The following is a 20,252-nucleotide window of genomic DNA, read 5'->3' as shown; positions in this document are numbered from 1 at the left end:
GTTTCTCTCCATCAAACGGTTCTGCGCCCGGCCATCCGGATGGGAGATCCGAAGACGAGGCGCAGTCCCTGCACGTTCAGACATCGAAAAACCGTGCCGCGGCCATCCGCGGCACGGCCGGTTCGCGGTTTACTCCGCGTGGGCTTCCGCGCCCTGCTCGGCGGCGGCTTCCGGTGCCAGCTCGACCGGCAGCTCTTCGGATGCGCCGTAATCCTGGCCAGACGCGCCCAGCTCGGCGGAGATGCCGTCCAGCACCGCGGAGGAGATCAGCTCGCAGTAGAGGGTGATGGCGCGGATCGCGTCGTCATTGCCCGGGATCGGGTAGGTGACGCCCTGCGGATCGGAGTTGCTGTCGAGAACGGCGATCACCGGGATGCCGAGCTTGTTGGCTTCCTCGACCGCCAGCTTCTCCTTGTTGGTGTCGATGATGAACAGCATGTCCGGCAGGCCGCCCATCTCCTTGATGCCGCCCAGCGAACGCTCCAGCTTCTCCTGGTCGCGGGTGATCTCGAGGATTTCCTTCTTGGTCAGACCCTGCGTGTCGCCACCCAGCATGTCCTCGATCTGGCGCAGGCGCTTGATCGAGCCGGTGATGGTCTTCCAGTTGGTCAGCATGCCGCCGAGCCAACGGTGGTTCACGTAGTACTGACCGCAACGGGCCGCCGCCTCGGCGACATGCTCGGCCGCAGCGCGCTTGGTGCCGACGAACAGGACGCGGCCGCCGCCGGCGACGGTGTCACGCACGGCCTTCAGCGCGCGATCGAGCATCGGCACGGTCTGCTGCAGGTCGATGATGTGGACCTGGTTGCGGGTGCCGAACAGGTACGGCGCCATACGCGGGTTCCAGCGGCGGGTGTGGTGGCCGAAATGGACACCGGCCTCGAGCAGCTGGCGCATGGTGAAATCGGGCATCGCCATCGGCGTGCTCCTTTCTGAACGTCTGGTTGATCCTCCGCGGGCGCCCCGTCCTTTCGGACACCAGAACGCTTCCCGCGTGCGAATTACCGCAGCGAACGCCCCTGGCCTGTGGCTGGGGCGTGCGAACGGCGCACGCGGTATGGGCGAAACGGGACGCGGTTGCAAGCCAGAACCGCCAAGCAGGACGCGAGCACCACACAGGGCACCCTTAAACGCTGCGTTTGTCGGACCGAAGGTGGCCTTTCCCGGTCGGGGCGCTACACAGGACGGGGCATATTACGGAGGCGACAGTTAAGATGGCCATCAGCGCAACACGCACCCCGGACGATCCCGGCCGCGGCAAACGCGCCGACCTCACGGTGCTGATCATCGCCGCCGTGTCCGCCCTCGGCGGGCTTCTGTTCGGCTACGACACCGGCATCATTTCCGCCGCGCTTCTGTTCATCACCCGCGACATTCCGGTCGACACCTTCGGCAAGGAGCTGGTCACCTCGGCCATCGTCGCCGGCGCTCTCGTGGGCTGCCTGGTCGCCGGTCCCGTCTCCGACCGGGTCGGACGGCGTCCGACCATCCTGATCGCGGCCGTGATCTTCATCATCGGTTCCGTCGCGTCCGCCACCTCGAACTCGGCCACGACGCTGATCGCGGTGCGCTTGCTTCTGGGCCTCGCCGTGGGCGCCACCAGCCAGATCATCCCGGTCTATATCGCCGAACTCGCACCCGCCGCGCGTCGCGGCTCGCTGGTGCTGTTGTTCCAGCTGGCGATCGTGGTCGGCATCCTGGTGTCCACCATCATCGGCTGGGCGCTCGGCGGTGCCAACGGCTCCGGCGGCGATTGGCGGCTGATGTTCCTGCTCGGCGCGGTTCCTGCGGCGATCCTGTTCCTGGGCATGCTGTTCCTGCCGGAAAGCCCGCGCTATCTCGTGCTGCGCGGCCAGTCGCAACGCGCGCTGTCCATCCTGCAACGCACCCGTCCGAGCGATGCGGCCGCCGCCGAGGAGCTCGCCTCCGTGGAAGCGCAGCCGCGCGAGAACGGCTCGTGGAAGCTGCTGTTTTCCCGACGCGTGCGCCCTGCCCTGATCGCCGGCGCCGGTCTCGGCATGTTCTGCCAGATCACCGGCACCAACGCGACGATCTACTACGCGCCCACCGTGCTCGCCTCCGCCGGTTTCGGCGCCAACGAGGCGTTGCAGACCCAGCTTCTGGTCGGCGTCACCATCGTGGTCGCGACCGCGTTCGGTCTTTGGGCGGTGGATCGCTGGGGCCGTCGCACGCTGATGCTGCGCTTCCTGCTGCTGGCGGCGCTCGGCCTGGTTCTGCTCGGCGGCTCGTTCATCGGCGGCAACCCGACCGGAATGGGCCGCTACACGGCCGTCGCCGGTCTGGTCGCCTACGAGATCTTCAATGTCGGCTCGATCTCGGCCTCGATCTGGCTGGTCGGCGCGGAAGTGTTTCCGCTCGCGATCCGCGGCAAGGGCATGAGCATGGTCGCCCTGTCGCACTGGGTGTTCGATCTCGTCGTGTCGCTTTTCACACTGACGATGGTGCAGGCGCTGGGCGCCGGCTACGCGTTCTTCGTGTTCGCCGCCATCAACGTGCTGGCCTGGGTATTCGTGCTGCGCGCCGTGCCGGAAACCAACGGGCGCAGCCTGGAGGAGATCGAGCAGCGCCTCGGCGACGGAACGTTTCTCGCCATGCGCTGACCGGTTCGGTCCGCCCGTCGCGCGTCCGCGGCGGGCGGCCGGATCAGCGTTCCTCCACCCGCATCACCCCCGGCACGCGCTTCAACGCTTCGGCCAGACGCGGCGTGACCATGTAGGGCTCGGGCAGAGCCACTTCGAGGTCGCGGGTTTCGTCCAGGCAGGGCAGCAGCACCGCGCGACCGCGCCCGCCGCGCTCGCGGCCCAGCAGCCCCTGCACCTCCGTCACCGCATCGGGACGGTCGAGCCAGATACGGATCTCGCCGCGATCGTCCGCCGCCGCCTGATCAAGCGAGATCGCATCCTGTGCGGTGACGCGCACCATCTCGCCATCCATGCGCAGTTCCACCGTCACCAGAACCGCCTGGCCCGCGACGAGAATGTCGCGCGAGCGGTTCAGCGTTTCGGAGAAGAACGTCACCTCGCAGGCGCCCGTGCTGTCGGACAGGCGCACCCAGGCCATCTTGGAGCCGCTGCGTGTGGGCCGTTCCTTGCGGTCGATCACGCAGCCGGCCAGCTTGGCGCGGGTCATGCCCGCCTGCCCCGCCGCTTCCAGATCGGTCGAGCGCGTCACGCCGAGACGGCGCAGCAGCGGCCGATACGCATCCAGCGGGTGGCCGGTGAGGTGGAAACCGATCGCCTCCGCTTCCAGCCCGAGGCGTTCGATGCCCGGCCATTCCGGCACGTCCGGCAGGCGCAGCGGCGCGGACGAGTTGGCGCCGCCCGTTGCTGGGCCGCCGAACAAGCCGATCTGCCCGCTGGCAGCTTCCTGGGCTTCGGCCTGAGCGCGGCGCAGGATCACCTCGGCGGCAGCGAAGACGCGCGCGCGGTTCGGCTCGAGACTGTCGAAGGCGCCGGCGCGGGCGAGGTTCTCCAGCTGCATCTTGTTGAGCATGCGCGGATCGACGCGATGGGCGAAATCCACCAGCGAGGCGAACGGCCGGTCGCCGCGGGCGGCTTCCACCGCCTGCATCGCCGCCAGACCGACCTTCTTCACAGCCGCCAGGGCGTACCGCACCTGCTGGGTGCCGTTCTCGTCCACCTCCACGGTGAAATCGGCGCCGGAGCGGTTGATGTCCGGCGGCAGCACCGCGACGCCAAGACGGCCGGCTTCCTGCCGCAACGCCGCCAGCTTGTCGGTCTTTTCCCGCGCCAGCGACATGCAGGCGGCGAGGAACGCGACCGGATGGTTCGCCTTCATCCAGGCGGTATGGTACGAAACCAGCGCATAGGCAGCGGCGTGCGATTTGTTGAAGCCGTAATCGGCGAATTTCGCCATCAGCTCGAACACCTCGACCGCCTTCTCGCGATCCACGCCGCGACCCACCGCGCCCTCTGTGAAGATCTCGCGTTGCGTGTCCATCTCCGCGCGGATCTTCTTGCCCATGGCACGCCGGAGAAGGTCGGCGCCGCCCAGGCTGTAGCCCGCCATCTTCTGGGCGATCTGCATCACCTGTTCCTGGTAGACCATGATGCCATAGGTCTCTTCCAGGATGTCGCGGATCTCCTCGTGCGGCGCTTCCCATTTCTCGCCGTGTTTTCTCCGGCAATAATCGGGGATGTTCGCCATCGGGCCGGGACGGTACAGCGCCACGGCGGCGATGAGATCTTCCAGCCGCGTCGGGCGCATCTGGCGCAGGACGTCGCGCATGCCGGCGCCTTCGAACTGGAACACGCCGCCCGTGTCGCCCCGCGCCAGCATCTCGTAGGTGCGCACATCGTCGAGCGGTTGCTTGGCGAGATCGACGGCAACGCCGAGCTTCGCCAGCATCTGCACGCCGCGTTGCAGGATGGTCAGCGTGGTGAGGCCGAGGAAGTCGAACTTCACCAGCCCGGCCTGTTCCACGAACTTCATGTTGAACTGCGTGACGAGCATGTCGCTCTTCGGATCGCGATAAAGCGGCACGAGCTCGTTCAACGGCCGGTCGCCGATCACCACGCCGGCGGCGTGGGTGCTGGCGTGGCGGTACAGCCCTTCGAGCTGCAGGGCGATTTCCATGAGACGCCGGATCGCCTCGTCGCTCTCGCGCATCTCCTGCAGGCGCGGCTCGCCGTCGATCGCCTGTTTGAGCGTCACCGGCTTGGCCGGATTGTTCGGGATCAGCTCACAGACTTTGTTGACGGCGAAGAACGGCAGGCCGAGCACGCGGCCCACGTCGCGCACGGCGGCACGCGCCTGGAGCTTTCCGAAGGTGATGATCTGCGCGACGCGATCGCCGCCATATTCGCCGCGCACATAGGCGATCACCTCGTCGCGCCGGTCCTGGCAGAAATCGATATCGAAATCCGGCATCGACACGCGTTCGGGATTCAGGAACCGCTCGAACAGCAGCCCGAACGGGATCGGGTCGATATCGGTGATGGTGAGCGCCCAGGCGGCGAGCGACCCCGCCCCCGAACCGCGCCCCGGCCCGACCGGAATGTCGTGCGCCTTGGCCCATTGGATGAAGTCGGCGACGATCAGGAAGTAGCCGGGAAAGCCCATCGAGGCGATCACGTCCAGCTCGAACGCCAGACGCTCGCGATAGGCCTGTTTGGCGTCGTCATCCAACGTCATCAGTGCGAAGCGGGCTTCCAGCCCCTCCTCCGCCATGGCGCGCAGGGTTTGTTCTTCCGTGCTGCCTTCGCGCACTTTCGGGCAGATCGGCAGAAGCGGCTTGCGCGTTTCCGACATCACCGCGCAGCGTCGCGCGATCATCAGCGTGTTGTCGCAGGCCTCGGGAAGATCGGCGAACAGCGCACGCATCTCAGCGGGCGGCTTGAACCATTGCTCCGGCGACACGCGCCAGCGATCGCGTTCGGCCATGGTGCGGCCTTGCGCGATGCACAGCAGCGCATCGTGCGCCTCGTGCATGTCGGGACGCGCGAAGAAGCACTCGTTGGTGGCGACCAGAGGCAGGTCGAGTTCGTCGGCGAGCGCGATCAGGCCGGGCTCTACCGCCTTTTCCACCGCCAGGCCGTGCCGGTTCAGCTCCACCGCGACACGGCCGGGAAAACCCTGCGCCAGACTGTGCAGAAGCTTCTTGGCTTCGTCCGGCTGCCCGTCGGCCAGCATGCGCGTCAGCGGCCCACGCGTGCCGCCGGTGAGCAGGAACAGGCCTTCGGCGTGCTCGAACAGGGTTTCCAACGTGATGCAGGGTTCGGCCGGATCGCTCAGCAGGTAGCCGATCGAACTCAGCTTCTGCAGATTGGCGAGACCGGCCGCGTTCTGCGCCAGCAGCACCAGCGGTTCGGCCGCGGCGCCGGTGCGGCCACCGGGGCCGCCCAGGGAAACCTGACAACCGACGATCGGCTGCACGCCCTTGTCGCGGCAATATTGCGAGAATTCCAGCGCGCCGAACATGTTGCCGCTATCGGCGATCGCCACCGCCGGCATGCCCATGTCCCGCGCCAGACCGGCGAGCTCGGCCGGGCGGATCGCGCCCTGGCTGAGGGAGTAGGCGGAATGGGTTCGCAGATGGACGAAATCGGCGTGCGGCATGGGCGCGAGACTAGCATGCGGCGCCTGGACGCGCATGCCGGATCGAAGCGGCGTTCTGTCTTGAAAGAAAGAACCAAAGACCGTTTGTCCGTTTGGCTACGAGCACACCGACCGCTCAGAACCCAAACAGACAAAAGTCTTTTTGCTTCTTTTTTTCAGAAAAAGAAGAAGTTCACCTCTTCACCGCACGGCCAGAACGGGACGCCGCAGACGCTGCGTCACCACCAGCATCAACCCGCCCGCGGACAGGATCGCCGCCGCGATGGCCACCGCCGGGTAGCCGAGCCCCGTATCCAGCACCTCGCCGCCCACCGCCGCGCCGATCGCGTTGCCGAGGTTGAACGCGCCGATATTCATCGCCGAGGCGAGGTTCGGGGCCTCGGAGGCTTCCGACATGATCCGAATCTGCAACGGTGCCACGAGCGCGAACGAGGCCACGCCCCATAGGAGCACCAGCGGCACGGTGGCCCATTCGCTGCGCATCGTTACGGCGAACACCAGCAGCAGCAGCGTGACCGCGCCGAGACCGCCGATCAGGGTGCGGTCGATCGAGCGGTCCGCCGCGCGTCCGCCCAGCCAGTTGCCGACGGCGAGGCCGATGCCGAACAGCACCAGCATGGCGGTGACGAAGCCGGAAGACGCGCCCGCCTCGCGATGCAGCAGCGGCACCACATAGGTGAACACGGTGAACATGGCGCTGAAGCCGATCACGGTGAGCAGCAGCGCGAACAGCACTGGGCCGCGACGGAGCACGCGCAATTCGGCGCGCATGTCGGCGCCGCGATCCGCCGGGAGTTCCGGCAGCGCCGCACGCAGGGAGACCATGGTCAGCAGGCCGATCGCGGCGATGCCCCAGAAGGCCGTGCGCCAGCCCAGCGCCTGCCCGACGGCGCTGGCCAGCGGCACGCCGCCAATGGTCGCCACGGTGAGGCCGGAGAACATCGCCGCCACCGCCGAGGCGCGCCCCTCTGGCGGCACCACACCGGCCGCCACCACAGCGCCGACGCCGAAGAACGCGCCGTGATTGAACGATGTGACGATGCGCGCCACCAGCAAGGTGGCGTAGCTGTCGGACAAGGCAGCCAGAAGATTGCCAACGGTGAACAGCCCCATCAGCCCGACCAGCAGGGTCCGCCTGGCCGTGCGGGCGAACAGAAGCGTCATGATCGGCGCGCCGACCATCACCCCGATCGCATAGGCGCTCACCAGCAGACCAGCGGTGGGGATCGACACGTGAAGGTCGCCCGCGATCAGCGGCAGCATGCCCATCGGGGTGAATTCCGTGACGCCGATGCCGAACGCCCCCAGCGCCAGGGCCAGCAGGGAAGTGTTGAGTTTCATGCCGCGCTCCGATCCGTTCCGGTGCAACATGGAACCAGACTGGTCCCTTGATTAGGGGCGGGTCGGGAACAGCATTCTTGCCTGACGGGAACAAATGAGCCGATCACCCATCGACCGCACCGCCGATCTCGCCGTGTTCCAGGCGGTCTGCCGCGCGGGCAGTTTGAGCGCCGCGGCACGTGCGCTTGCGCTGACGCCCTCCGCCGTCAGCCGGATCGTCGCCCGGCTGGAACAACGGCTGGGCGTGCAGTTGATCGTGCGGACGACGCGCCGGCTGCATCTGACCCCGGAAGGGCAGACCTACGCGGCCGCGGCCCGGCGCATCCTGGCCGATCTGGACGAGACCGAGAGCACGCTCGCCGACCGGGCGGTGCCGCGCGGGCGTGTGCGGATCAGCATGGCCTCCGCGCATGGCCGCCTGGTGATCGTGCCGCTGCTCGGCCGCTTCGCCGAACGCTTTCCCCATATCACGGTAGAGATCGACCTGAGCGACGAGATCGCGGACATCGAAGGCGGATTCGTGGATGTGGCGATCCGGTTCGGCGTGCTGCGGGACAGTGCGCTGACCGCGCGTCGCCTGGGCGATACCGGACGGCATGTGGTCGCCTCGCCCGCCTATCTGGCCCGGTTCGGAACGCCGCAGGTTCCGGCCGATCTGGACGGGCATAATTGCCTCGATTTCTCGTTCCGTCGCGCCGAGCCGGGCTGGCCGTTTCTCGAGGACGACCGGACGGTTCTGCGCGCCGTGCACGGCAACATGGTGGCCAATAACGGCGAAACGCTGGTGCAGCTGGCGCTGGACGGGGTCGGAATCACCCGCGTCGGCGCGTTCCATGTCGAGAATCTGCTCCAATCGGGCGCGCTGGTGCCGCTCCTGACCACGTTCAATCCCGGCGACCGGGAGGCGATCCATGCCGTATTCATCGGCGGCCCGTCCATGCCCGCCCGTATCCGGGTTCTGGTGGATTTCCTGGTGGAGACTGTCGGCCGGGTTTGAGACCGGCCCCGTCGTTCAGGCCGCCTTCTTTCGCTTGCGCGGCGATTTGGCGACTTTGTCGAGCGTGCGGTCCAGAAAAGCCAGCACGGCGACTTCTTCGGCGGTCAGCCCATGATCGCCAGCCTTGCTCTCCGACAGTTTTTCGTCGGCGCGTCGTTTGAGCGCATCCACCAGCGAACCGTCGAGGTAACCGTCGAACACCTTCGGGTGGATGTAGCATTTGCGGCAGATCGCAGGCGTGTTGCCCAGCACCTTCGAGACATGCTCGATCGCCGCAAGAACGTTCTTCTTCGCGCGTGCCTCGCTGTCGAACTGTTCGAAGGCCTGCAGCGCCAGAGCCGCAAGATTGGTGGCGGCCCAGGTACGGAAGTCCTTGGCGGTGATGTCCTCGCCGGTGATCTCGTGCAGGTAGTCGTTCACGTCCGAGGAGGAAACGCCATGACGTTCGCCATCCTCGTCGAGATATTGGAACAGATCCTGTCCGGGCAAATCCTGCAAACGGCCGAGGATTCCGGCAAGTTTGCGATCCTTCAGCTCGATATGCTGCTGGATGCCGTGCTTGGCCCGGAAATCGAGCACCACGGCGCTGCCGCGTATTTTGGCGTGGCGGTTGCGCAGAGTGGACAGGCCGAAGCTCTTGTTCGTGCGCGCATAGTCCTCGTTGCCGATACGCATCATGGTCTTCTCGAGCAGAGAGACCAGGGTGGCGAGCACCTTCTCGCGCGGCAGCCCCTGTTTCGCGAGATCCTTGGCCACGCGGGCGCGGATCTCGGGGAGCTTCTGCCCGAACAGGCTCATCTTGCCGTATTTCGCCTCATCCCGGACCGAGCGCCAATCGGGATGATAGCGGTACTGCTTGCGTCCGCGCGCGTCGCGTCCGACCGCCTGGAGATGACCGCGTGGATCGAGGCAGATCCAGACATCGGTGTAGGCCGGGGGCACCGCCAGCTTGCGTAGACGGGCGATCTCATCCTCGTCGCGAAGCACGGCGCCGTCCGGCGTCAGATACTCGAACCCGTTCCGGACTGGGCGGCGGGAATAACCCGGCCGCCCGTCATCCACGTAATGCAGCCTGGCCGCCTTCGCCGCCAGCCTGGCCTCGTCCAGCATGGTTCCATGTCCCGCAATCAGGATTGCAGAACTGCGGAAACGCCCTCCGGTTCGCCATGCCGCACCACCAAACCGTGCCGCAGGGTCAGGATGCGGTCCATCCGCGCTGCCAGCTCGATGTTGTGAGTGGCGATCATCGCCGCCACGCCCTGCTGCCGGACCACACGCAGCAGTTCGGCGAACACGCGGTCGGAGGTGCCGAGATCGAGATTGCCGGTGGGCTCGTCGGCCAGCAGCACGGCTGGACGATTGGCCAGCGCGCGGGCGATCGCCACGCGCTGCTTCTCGCCGCCGCTCAGCTTGCCCGGCAGATGGTCGAGACGGTGCGACAGGCCGAACGCGCCCAGCAGTTCCTCCGCCCTCGCCTTCGCCGCAGCGCGCGTGGCCCCGGCGAGGATCTGCGGCAACACCACGTTCTCGAGCGCGGTGAACTCGGCCAGCAGGTGATGGAACTGGTAGACGAAACCGATCCGGTCGCGACGGATCGCGGTGCGCTCGGCATCGCTCAGGCGGCCAGCATCGCGCCCGTCGAGCAGCACCTGGCCTTCGCGCGGCTTTTCCAGGAGACCGGCCAGATGCAGCAGGGTGGATTTGCCGGTGCCGCTCGGCGCCACCAGGGCGACGATCTCGCCCGGATGCAGCACCAGATCGGCCTGACGCAGGAGCTGGAGCGTCTCGTCGCCGCTGCGATAGGAATGGCTGACGCCGCGCAGTTCCAGCGGCGGGTTGGAGATGTCATTCATGACGCAGCGCCTCCACTGGATCGGTGCGCGCGGCACGCCAGCTCGGATAAAGCGTGGCCAGCAGAGACAGGGTGAGCGCCATCAGGATCACCTCCGTCACCTCGGACCATTGCAGCTTCGCCGGCAGGTGGGTGAGGTAATAGACCTCCGGGTTAAACACGTTCGCGCCCGTGACCCATTGCACGAAATCCTTGATGCGCTCGATGTTCCAGCAGAACACGATGCCGAGCACGGTACCGGCCAGCGTACCGGTGACGCCGACGAAGGCGCCGCACATCAGGAAAATTCGCATGATCGCGCCGCGTGATGCGCCGAGCGTGCGGATCACGGCGATATCGCGCGTCTTGTCCTTTACCATCATGATCAGCGACGAGATCACGTTGAACGCCGCGACAAGGATGATCAGCGTCAGGATCAGGAACATCACGTTCTTCTCGACCTCGACGGCGCCGAAGAAGGCGTTGTTGCTCTGGGTCCAGTCCAGCACGCGCACCGGCGTGTCGCCCAGCGCTTCGCGGATATGCGGCGTGACGGAGCGCACGTCGTCGGCGTTGCGCGTCATGACCTGGATCAGCGAAACCTGGCCCGGCATCTGGAAGTATCGCTGCGCCGCATCGAGCGGCATGAACACCATCGAGGAATTCACCGTGCTGACGCCGGCATCGAAGACGGCCACCACGCGATAGGCGCGCACGCGGGGCACGGTGCCGAACGCGGTGGCGGCGCCGTTTGGCGACACCAGGGTCAGTTTCGAACCGACCGCCAGATGCGCCTGCGCGGCGAGACTGTTGCCGACCGCGATTGCGTCATCTCCGGTGAAGTCGTTGAGCGAGCCGTCGACGATGTTATCGCTGATCGCGTGCAGGCCGCGCAGGTCGGCCTGCGTCATGCCATGCACCATGCCGCCGGCACTCATCGGGCCGGAGCTGAGCAGCACCTGCCCTTCCACCATCGGCGTGGCGGACGTGACGTCGGCAACCTTGCGGATCTTCGCGGCAATGTCGTCGTAGTTCTCGATCGTCGCCGACACGCCGTAGATGCTGAGATCGCCGTTCAGCCCCAGGATGCGCGACATCAGATCGGCGCGGAAACCGTTCATCACCGCCATGACGATGATCAGCGTCGCCACGCCGAGGGCGATGCCGACCAGGGAGAAGATGGCGATCACGGAGACGAACCGCTCGCCGCGGCGGGCGCGCAGATAGCGCCCCGCCACCGCACGCTCGAAGGCGCCGAACATACCGCTCAGTTCCAGGCGGCGATCTGGGCGAACGCTTCGTCGGCGGAAACCTCGCGCTTCTCGCCGGTGGCGCGGCATTTCAGTTCCACCATGCCGGAAGCGGCGCCGCGCGGGCCGACAACGAACTGCCAGGGATGGCCCATCAGATCGGCGTCGTTGAACTTCACCCCGGCGCGGTCGCTCCGGTCGTCATAAAGCATCTGCTGCGGGGCTGCGCCGTAGAGACGTTCGCACAGCGCGTCGCAGGCCGCGTCGCCGGTTTTGAGATTGATCACCACGCCCTTGAACGGCGCCACGCTTTCCGGCCAGACGATGCCGGCCTCGTCATGGCTGGCCTCGATGATCGCGCCGACCAGACGCGACACGCCGATGCCGTAGGAGCCCATCTCCGGCGTCACCGGCTGTCCGTCCGGACCGGACACGGTGATGCCCATCGACGCGGTGTATTTGGTGCCGAAATAGAAGATATGGCCGACCTCGATGCCGCGCCCTTCGCGACGACGTCCTGCATCGACATTGGCCCAGGCCGCGTCGTCGTGCTTCTCGTCGGTGGCGGCATAGAACGAGGTCATGCGCTGGAAGAACCCGCCGAGCGACTCGCGATCGGCGATGTCCACCGGCTCGCTCAGCCAGTCCTGGTCCTCGAACGCACCGTCATAGAACACGCCGCTTTCGCCCGTGGGCGCCAGGATGATGAATTCGTGGCTGAGGTCGCCGCCGATCGGACCGGTATCGGCCACCATCGGGATCGCCTTCACGCCCAGACGCTGGAAGGTGCGCAGATAGGCCAGCATCATGCGGTGATAGCTGGCGACGGCGCCGGCATGATCGAGATCGAAACTGTAGGCGTCCTTCATCAGGAATTCGCGCCCGCGCATCACGCCGAAGCGCGGGCGCACCTCGTCGCGGAACTTCCACTGGATGTGGTACAGCATCTGCGGCAGTTCGCGATACGACTTCACAGACTGGCCGAACAGGTCGGTGATCATCTCCTCGTTGGTCGGCCCGTAGAGCAGGTCGCGCTCGTGACGGTCCTTGATCCGCAGCATCTCGGGGCCGTAGGCGTCGTAGCGGCCGGAGCGCTTCCACAATTCCGCCGATTGCAGGGTCGGCATCAGCACTTCCTGCGCGCCGACCGCATCCTGCTCCTCGCGCACGATCTGCGCGATGTTGCGCAGCACGCGCAGCCCGGCCGGCAGCCAGGCATAGATGCCGGACGCGGTCTGCCGCACCAGCCCCGCGCGAAGCATCAGGCGATGGGAGACGATCTGCGCGTCCGCGGGGGTTTCCTTGAGGGTCGGCAGGAAGCTTCTGGACAGGCGCATCGTCGGGCGGGCTTTCGAATGGATCGGCTTTGAGCGGGCCCGGACCCTAGAACAAACGCGTCCCGGTTGGAACCGAACCCGGTCGCTACCGGCGGCGGCATATTTTTCCGCACTGCACAAGTAATAGTTTCGAATGACTGCATTTTGTCCGATGACAAGATGCCGCCGAAGTCTTAAGAAGTGTCCATGACGCTTGGTCCGGCGTAGTGGGCCAGGTTTAGGGAGAAAACGCCAGTCGGGCAGTGTATTACACAGCGTGTATTCACTGGATCGTGACGGCCGGACCTGAAAACAGGTCCAAGACACACCAAATAACAATGAATACGACAGAAAAGTCCGGCAGGGCTGCGCAAGACGCGCAACCCGACCGGACTTTTCTGTTTCGACGTCGTTCCGAAAGATCGGTCGGGGGCGGTTCGCCCCCTCGCCTCACACCCGCAGCAGATGCACGTCCACCAGCGGCCGCTTCTGCAGGCGCCGTCCCAGCGCGCGGCGTAGGGCGGTGCGGGCGGCATCGCGGAACATCGCCTCGTCGTCGCGCACCGGATAGGGGATCTCGTCCAGACCGCCGGTGAAGGCTTCCATCACCCGCGCCTGCTCGGAATCGTCCTGATCGAACAGGCCGGGAGCGCTCAGCTTGGGCTCGCCCAGAACGTGACCGTCGCGATCCACCACGAGGCTCGCCACCACGATGCCGTTGAACAGCATCTTGCGGCGTGCGGCCAGAAGACCGCCGTTCAGGGGCAGGATGCGATGCCCGTCCAGCGCCAGACGCCCGACCGGGGCGCTGTCCACCACCTCGACCCGGCCCGGCGCCAGGTTCAGGATGTCGCCATCCTCCAGCAGGATCGGGGTGATGCCTTCTTCCCGCGCCAGTTCGGCATGGGCGGTGAGATGGCGCCACTCGCCATGCACCGGCACCGCGTATTTCGGACGCACCAGATCGTAGAGACGGCGGATCTCGTCGCGCGATGCGTGCCCGGAGACATGGACGCTGTGATCGCGATCGGTGAACACGCGCACGCCGCGCTTCACCAGACTGTCCTGCACCGCCATCACCGCGCGCTCGTTGCCGGGGATCATGCGGCTCGAATAGATGACGGTGTCGCCCTCGCCGAGCGAGATGTTCTGGTGGGTGTCGGCAGCGATGCGCGAGAGAGCCGAGCGCGGCTCGCCCTGGCTGCCGGTGACGATCATCAGCAGATGGTCGTCCGGCACGTCCTCCGCGTCCTGCTCCGACAGGAACGGCGGCACATCGGCGAGATAGCCGCATTCGCGCGCCGCCACGTCCAGATTGCGCAGCGAACGACCGACGATCAGCACCGAGCGCCCGGCTGCTTCCGCCGCAAGCGCGATGCTCTCGACGCGCGCCACGTTGGAAGCGAAGCAGGTCACGGCGACGCGGCCCTTGATGCCGCGGATCAGGCTGGTGAGGTTGCGACGCGCTTCGGCCTCCGAGCCGGAGGTGCCTTCCACCAGGGCGTTGGTACTGTCGCAGACCATCGCCAGCACGCCCTCGCGGCCGAGTTCGGCGAAGGCCTCCAGATCGGTCGGCGGCCCGACCAGGGGCTCGGGATCGAGCTTCCAGTCGCCGCTGTGCAGAACGGTGCCGTAGCGGGTCCGCACCACCAGCGCCTGCATTTCCGGCACCGAATGGGTCATGCCGATGAAGCGCAGCGAGAACGGCTCCAGTTCGAACGAGCCGCCGCACGGAATCACGTGCAGCGGCACCTGGCTCTGAAGCTGCGCCTCGCCGAGCTTGCGCCGCAGCACGGCGGCGGCGAACGGCGTGGCGTAGACCGGGCAGCGGAGCTGCGGCCACAGATGCGCGACGGCACCGAGATGGTCCTCATGCGCGTGGGTGATCACCAGCCCCACCAAGTCGCGCTTGCGCTCCACGATGAAGGCTGGGTCCGGCAGCAGGATCTCCGCTTCCGGCGTTTCGTTGCCGCCGAAACCGATTCCGCAATCCACCGCCAGCCAGCGTCCGTCGCAGCGGTAGAGGTTCAGGTTCATGCCGATCTCGCCCGTCCCGCCCAGGGGCAGGAATGCGAAATCGCCTCTCACATCATTCATTCTTTCTCTTTCAATCGTTCTCGAGTGGTCGTTCTGTTCCGAAATGGGCGGGGTTGCGCCCAGCGAGTATGCGGAGACCCTCGATCGTGAGATCCGGATCGATCCGTTCGAATATGTCCGTGCCTTCGGCCAGCAGCGGCGCCAGCCCGCCGGTGCCGATCACCTTCATCGGCCCGCCGAATTCCTTCTTCACCCGGGCGACGATGCCTTCCACGAGGCCGATATAGCCCCAGAAGATGCCCGACCGCATGGCGGCGATGGTATTCTTGCCGATCACGCTCTGCGGACGGCCGATGGCGATACGCGGCAACCGGGCCGCCGCCTGATGCAGCGCCTCGATCGAGAGATTGATCCCGGGCGCGATCGCGCCGCCGTTATAGCTGCCGTCCTTGTCCACCACGTTGAAGGTGGTGGCGGTGCCGAAATCGACGATCAGCACCGGACCGCCGTAAAGCGTATGCGCGGCGAGCCCGTCCAGCAGACGATCCACGCCGACCTCGGTCGGCTGGTCCATCCTGACCTCGAACCCCCAGTCCAGCTCCAGATGCGCGATCAGCGGCTCCCTCTTCAACCAGTCCCGGCAGAACCGGCGCAGATGATACAACGCCGCCGGCACCACGGTACCGATCACGGCCCGGTCGATCAGCGCGGCCGACAGGCCGTTGCGTTCCAGCAGCGACAGCAGCCACACCGCATACTCGTCCGAGGTGCGCTGGATGTCCGTGGCGATGCGCCAGGAGCCGTACCATCGCACCCCGTCATGGACGGCGAACACGATATTGGTGTTTCCGGCATCGATCACCAGCAGCATCAGCGACCATCACCCAAAAGCAGCACTTCGCCGGTCTCCACGCGCCAGAGGCGCTCATTCCATGCGAACAGCAGCGCCCCGTCCGGCGCGATTCCGCCGAACGATCCTTCTCTCTGCTCGCCCGACGCGCCATTCGCAAGCGCGTCGGCCTCAGCCCCCCCTGGCAGCGTGGCACGAAGCGGCGTGCCGACCGGGTGTGCGCGTGCCAGCCAGGCCTCCCGGATCGGTGCGAAACCATGGCGCTCGAACACCCCGCACCAATGATCCAGCGCCAGCAGGACGGCTTCCGCGGCCTCCTCCTGCGACGGTGCCGAACCGGAATCGGCAAGGCAGGCCACGACCCGGTCCGGCAGGACCGGCGCCGCGCGCAGATTGGCGCCGAAGCCGATCACCATCCAGATCCCGTTCGAGCCGAAGCCGCGTTCGATCAGGATACCGGCCAGCTTGCGACCGCCCAGCAGCAGATCGTTGGGCCATTTCAGCACGAGATCGGCACCGGAGACCTGCTCCAGACCGTCATGCAGCGCGAGCCCGGTGACGAACGGCCACAGCCCCGGTTCGCGCGTCGCCGCCGGGCGGAGCAGCACCGAGAGGGCGAGGTTTCCGGCCGGGGGCTCGGACCAGGACCGGCCGCGCGAGCCGCGCGCTCCGGTCTGTCGTTTCGCCAGAACCGCCAGACCGTCCGGCGCGCCGGCTTCGGCCTGGGCGATGCAGTGATCGTTGGTGGAGCCGAGCGTGTCGTACGTCTCGAGCCGCCAGCGCCCGACCGGGCGGTGCGAGCGAACGGGCTGCGTCACCCTACCTGAACAGAACCGCCGCCGCCGCCTGCGCCGCGCCCGTCACCGGGCCCAGCACCAGCAGGAACAGGGCGGTCACCAGACCCATGGCGCCGGCCACGGCGCCGACGGAGCGGGCGCTGCGATCGAAGGCCGGCTCCGGCGCATCGAAATACATCACCTTCACCACACGCCAGTAGTAGTACAGGCCGATCATGGAGGTGATCACGCCGATCACCGCCAGCGTCCACAAGCCGGACTGCACGGCGGCGGCGAACACCATCAGCTTGCCGAAGAAGCCCGAGAAGGGCGGCACGCCGGCCATGCTGAACATGAAGATGCCCATGGTCAGCGCCAGCAGCGGGTTGGTACGCGACAGGCCGGACAGATCGGAGATCCGGTCCAGCGGACGGCCGTTGCGACGCATCGCCATGATGCAGGCGAACACGCCCACGGTCATGAACAGATAGGTGGCGAGATAGACCAGCGTGCCGCGCACGCCGGCTTCGGTGCCCACCGCCACGCCGATCATCGCGTAGCCCATATGGCCGATGGAGGAATAGGCCATCAGACGCTTGATGTTGGTCTGCGGGATCGCGGCCAGGGCGCCGAGCGCCATGGTGCAGATCGCCACCAGCTCGACCAGCATCTGCCACTGCGGTGCCAGGTGGCCGAACGGTCCGGCCATGATCCGCAGCAGCAGCGCGAACGCCGCCACCTTCGGCGCACCGGCCATGAACGCCGTCACCGAGGTCGGCGCGCCCTGATACACGTCCGGCGTCCACATATGGAACGGCGCGGCGGACAGCTTGAACGCCAGTCCCACGAACACGAACACGATGCCGATCACCAGACCGGCCGGAACCGGGGCGTCGCTGGCCAGGGCCGCGCGCAGGCCGCCATATTCCATGGTGCCGGCGAAACCGTAAACCAGGGAGATTCCGTAGAGCAGCAGTCCGGACGCGAGCGAACCCAGCACGAAATATTTCAGGCCGGCTTCAGAGGAGGTCACCTCGTCGCGGGCGAAGGCGCAGAGGATGTAGATCGCCAGGGATTGCAGTTCGAGACCGACATACAGCGTCATCAGGTTCTCGGACGACGCCATCAGCATGGTGCCGACGGTGGAGAACAGGATCAGCACCGGAAACTCGAACCGGTCCACCTTCTGCCGGCCGTTATAGTCCAGCGACAGGATGGCGCTGAGCGCGGCGCCGGCCAGGGTCAGCAGCTTGGCGAAGCGCGCGAAATCGTCCGACACGAAGGTGCCGCGATACCCGACACCGCTCGGCGCCCCGATCACCAGCACCGCGGTCGCCACGAAGGCGGCCACGGCGAGACCGGTGCAGAGCAGGCCGGACGCGTTCTTCCGCTGGAACACGCCGATCACCAGGATCAGCAGGCCGCAGACCGAAAGCACGATCTCCGGGAGCGCCAGGGACCAGTTGAAGGAAACGGGCATGGCGGCGCTCATCCGAAGAACAGGAAGACCGAGCACAGCGCGAGCAGGCCGATCAGCATGGTGAAGGCGTAGACCGCGATCGAGCCGGTCTGGATGCGGACGATCTGCGCCGAACCGCCGGCGGTCAGGCGTGCCAGACCGGTGGCGCTGCCGTCGACGATGCCCTCGTCCGCGTCGTGCCAGAGCACGCGGGCCAGCGCCTTGTAGGGACGCACGAAGATCGCGTCATACAGCTCGTCGAAATACCACTTGTTCAGCAGGAACAGATAGAGCGGGCGCATCGAAGCGGCGAGCTGACCGGGCAATTCAGGCTTGAGCACGTAACCCACCACGGCCGCGAACAGGCCGAGGAAGGCGGCGATGGTCGGCACCAGCGTGATCAGCGCCGGAAGCTGATCCAGGTTGGCGAGCACGTGGTTGTTGGCGCCGGTGAAGATCGCTCCGTTCCAGTACGCCGCCTGACGCTCGCCGACATAGTACGGATAGAGCAGCCAGCCGGCGACCACGGCAGCGATGCTTAGCAGCACCAGAGGCAGGGTCATCACGAACGGGCTTTCATGCGCGTGGTCGGCCAGTTCCGGCACCTTCGGCCGGCCATGGAACACCAGGAACAGCATGCGCCAGCTATAGAGAGCAGTCAGGAACGCCACCGCCACGCCGAGCACCCAGCCATAGAAACCGAGACCGCCTGCGACGAAGGCGCCGTCGATGATCGCGTCCTTGGACCACCAGCCGGCAAAGGGCGGAATGCCGCCCAGCGCCAGGGCGCCGGCCCAGACCGCGGCATAGGTGACCGGCAGCTTCCGCCACAGTCCGCCCATGCGGAACATGTCCTGCTCGCCATGCAGCGCATGGATCACCGAACCCGCGCTGAGGAACAGGAGGGCCTTGAAGCAGGCATGGGTGGTCAGGTGGAACATTGCAGCCTGATACACGCCGCATCCCGCGGCCATGAACATGTAGCCGAGCTGCGAGCAGGTCGAATAGGCGATGGTGCGCTTGATGTCCGGCTGCACCAGACCGACCGTCGCGGCGAAGAAGCAGGTGGTCGCGCCGATGAACAGCACTACGTCCTTGGCGACGGGCGCATATTCCAGCAGCGGCGACATGCGCGCCATCAGGAATACGCCGGCGGTGACCATGGTCGCGGCATGGATCAGCGCGGAAACCGGGGTCGGGCCTTCCATCGCGTCCGGCAGCCAGGTGTGCAGAAAGAGCTGCGCCGACTTGCCGGCAGCGCCGATGAACAACAGCACGCCGATCACCTCGTAGGCGCGCAGATCGCTGCCGAACAGGTGATAGACCGCGCCGGCATGCGCCGGGACCAGGGCGAAGATGTTGTCGTAGGCGACGGTGCCGAACTGGAGGAACACCAGCGCGATGCCGACCATGAAGAACAGGTCGGCGACGCGGTTGACCACGAAGGCCTTCACCGCCGCCGCATTGGCGCTGGGGCGATCGAACCAGTAGCCGATCAGCAGATAGCTCGCGAGACCGACGCCTTCCCAGCCGAAGAAGAGCTGGATCAGGTTGTCGGAGCTGACCAGCATCAGCATGGCGAAGGAGAACAGCGACAGATAGGCGAAGAAGCGCGAAACCGGCGTCTTCTCATGCGACATGTAGCCGACGCTGTAGAGATGGATCAGCGTGGAGATCACGGTGACCATCGTCACCATCGACGCCGAGAGCGTGTCGAAGCGGAGCTGCCAGGAAGCGTGGAACCCGCCCGCCTGCACCCAGGTCGAGACCGGAACCGCCACCGCCTGGGAGCCGTTATGCAGCCCGGTCATGAGCGCCGCGATGGCGCAGGCAGAGGCCAGCACCATCAGCGCGATGGTGACGACGCGGGATGCCGCGTCGCCGATCAGGCGTCCGAACACGCCGGCGATGATCGCTCCCAGCAGCGGCGCGAAGACGGCCGTGCCGAAAAGAAGGCCCAAGGACAGCATCTCAGCCCTTCATCAATGTCACGTCCTCGACCTGGATCGAGCCGCGATTACGGAAATACACGGTGACGATGGCGAGACCGATCGCTGCCTCGGCAGCGGCCACCGTCAGGGAGAACAGGGTGAAGACCTGCCCGGACAGCTCGCCATGGGCGGCCGAGAAGGCCACCAGATTGAGATTGGCCGAGAGCAGGATCAGCTCGATCGACATCATCATGACAATGATGTTCTTGCGGTTCAGGAAGATCCCGAACACGCCCAGCACCAGCAGGATGGCACCGACCGACAGGAACGGGCCGATACCCACCACAGCGAGACCGTTTTCCATT

General features: G+C 66.4%; 15 protein-coding genes. 2 read left to right on the top strand and 13 right to left on the bottom strand.

Annotation, left to right across the window (positions count from 1 at the left end; translation table 11 throughout):
* Nucleotides 1-129: 129 nt before the first annotated feature.
* Nucleotides 130-918, bottom strand: a complete 789-nt coding sequence (rpsB, locus tag ACZ5BM_RS15445; RefSeq protein WP_498909011.1) for a small ribosomal subunit protein uS2 — start codon at nt 916-918, stop codon at nt 130-132.
* Between the two features lie 296 nt (nt 919-1,214).
* Here rpsB and ACZ5BM_RS15440 point away from each other — a divergent pair, with 296 nt between their 5' ends.
* A complete protein-coding gene (locus ACZ5BM_RS15440) occupies nt 1,215-2,621 on the top strand; it encodes an MFS transporter (protein ID WP_498909010.1) in 1,407 nt (468 codons plus the stop codon).
* A 43-nt stretch (nt 2,622-2,664) separates the two neighbouring features.
* Here ACZ5BM_RS15440 and dnaE read toward each other — a convergent pair whose 3' ends face one another.
* The gene (gene dnaE / locus ACZ5BM_RS15435; RefSeq protein WP_498911672.1) at nt 2,665-6,099 is read right to left on the bottom strand and encodes a DNA polymerase III subunit alpha; all 3,435 of its coding nucleotides are present in this window, start codon (nt 6,097-6,099) and stop codon (nt 2,665-2,667) included.
* Nucleotides 6,100-6,279: 180 nt separating this feature from the next.
* Complete coding sequence (locus ACZ5BM_RS15430) at nt 6,280-7,440, bottom strand: MFS transporter (protein ID WP_498909009.1); 1,161 nt, start codon at nt 7,438-7,440, stop codon at nt 6,280-6,282.
* 94 nt (nt 7,441-7,534) lie between these two features.
* On the opposite strand from ACZ5BM_RS15430, the gene ACZ5BM_RS15425 reads away from it, so the two are divergent.
* Complete coding sequence (locus tag ACZ5BM_RS15425) at nt 7,535-8,437, top strand: LysR family transcriptional regulator (RefSeq protein ID WP_498909008.1); 903 nt, start codon at nt 7,535-7,537, stop codon at nt 8,435-8,437.
* Between the two features lie 15 nt (nt 8,438-8,452).
* On the opposite strand, the gene ACZ5BM_RS15420 is transcribed toward ACZ5BM_RS15425, so the two are convergent.
* The 10 genes from ACZ5BM_RS15420 to nuoK all read right to left on the bottom strand — a co-directional run bounded on the left by ACZ5BM_RS15420 (nt 8,453) and on the right by nuoK (nt 20,251).
* Nucleotides 8,453-9,547: a DNA topoisomerase IB gene (locus ACZ5BM_RS15420; RefSeq protein ID WP_498909007.1), complete on the bottom strand. Its 1,095-nt coding sequence runs from the start codon at nt 9,545-9,547 to the stop codon at nt 8,453-8,455.
* A gap of 17 nt (nt 9,548-9,564) precedes the next feature.
* On the bottom strand, nt 9,565-10,290 hold the full coding sequence (locus ACZ5BM_RS15415; RefSeq protein WP_498909006.1) for an ABC transporter ATP-binding protein: 726 nt from the start codon (nt 10,288-10,290) through the stop codon (nt 9,565-9,567).
* A complete protein-coding gene (locus tag ACZ5BM_RS15410; protein WP_498909004.1) occupies nt 10,283-11,530 on the bottom strand; it encodes an ABC transporter permease in 1,248 nt (415 codons plus the stop codon). Before ACZ5BM_RS15410 ends, ACZ5BM_RS15415 begins: the two co-directional genes overlap by 8 nt.
* A gap of 5 nt (nt 11,531-11,535) precedes the next feature.
* Entirely contained in the window at nt 11,536-12,855 is a 1,320-nt protein-coding gene (gene proS, locus ACZ5BM_RS15405) for a proline--tRNA ligase (protein ID WP_498909003.1), read from the bottom strand.
* 429 nt (nt 12,856-13,284) lie between these two features.
* On the bottom strand, nt 13,285-14,931 hold the full coding sequence (locus ACZ5BM_RS15400; RefSeq protein WP_498909001.1) for a ribonuclease J: 1,647 nt from the start codon (nt 14,929-14,931) through the stop codon (nt 13,285-13,287).
* Between the two features lie 10 nt (nt 14,932-14,941).
* Complete coding sequence (locus tag ACZ5BM_RS15395; RefSeq protein WP_498909000.1) at nt 14,942-15,742, bottom strand: type III pantothenate kinase; 801 nt, start codon at nt 15,740-15,742, stop codon at nt 14,942-14,944.
* Entirely contained in the window at nt 15,742-16,539 is a 798-nt protein-coding gene (locus ACZ5BM_RS15390) for a biotin--[acetyl-CoA-carboxylase] ligase (protein ID WP_498908998.1), read from the bottom strand. Before ACZ5BM_RS15390 ends, ACZ5BM_RS15395 begins: the two co-directional genes overlap by 1 nt.
* Before the next feature lies 1 nt (nt 16,540).
* Nucleotides 16,541-17,977, bottom strand: coding sequence for an NADH-quinone oxidoreductase subunit N (nuoN, locus tag ACZ5BM_RS15385; RefSeq protein ID WP_498908997.1), 1,437 nt, complete (start codon nt 17,975-17,977; stop codon nt 16,541-16,543).
* Nucleotides 17,978-17,985: 8 nt separating this feature from the next.
* Nucleotides 17,986-19,926 carry an NADH-quinone oxidoreductase subunit L gene (gene nuoL / locus ACZ5BM_RS15380; RefSeq protein ID WP_498908996.1) on the bottom strand — a complete coding sequence of 647 codons (1,941 nt, stop codon included), beginning with the start codon at nt 19,924-19,926 and terminating at the stop codon, nt 17,986-17,988.
* 1 nt (nt 19,927) lies between these two features.
* Entirely contained in the window at nt 19,928-20,251 is a 324-nt protein-coding gene (gene nuoK, locus ACZ5BM_RS15375; RefSeq protein ID WP_498908995.1) for an NADH-quinone/ubiquinone oxidoreductase subunit 4L family protein, read from the bottom strand.
* Nucleotide 20,252: the final 1 nt, after the last annotated feature.

The organism is Lichenicola sp. GTC18331 (assembly GCF_055386855.1).
The sequence above is the reverse complement of the archived record's forward strand: the minus strand, read 5'-3'. Positions and strand labels throughout refer to the sequence as shown.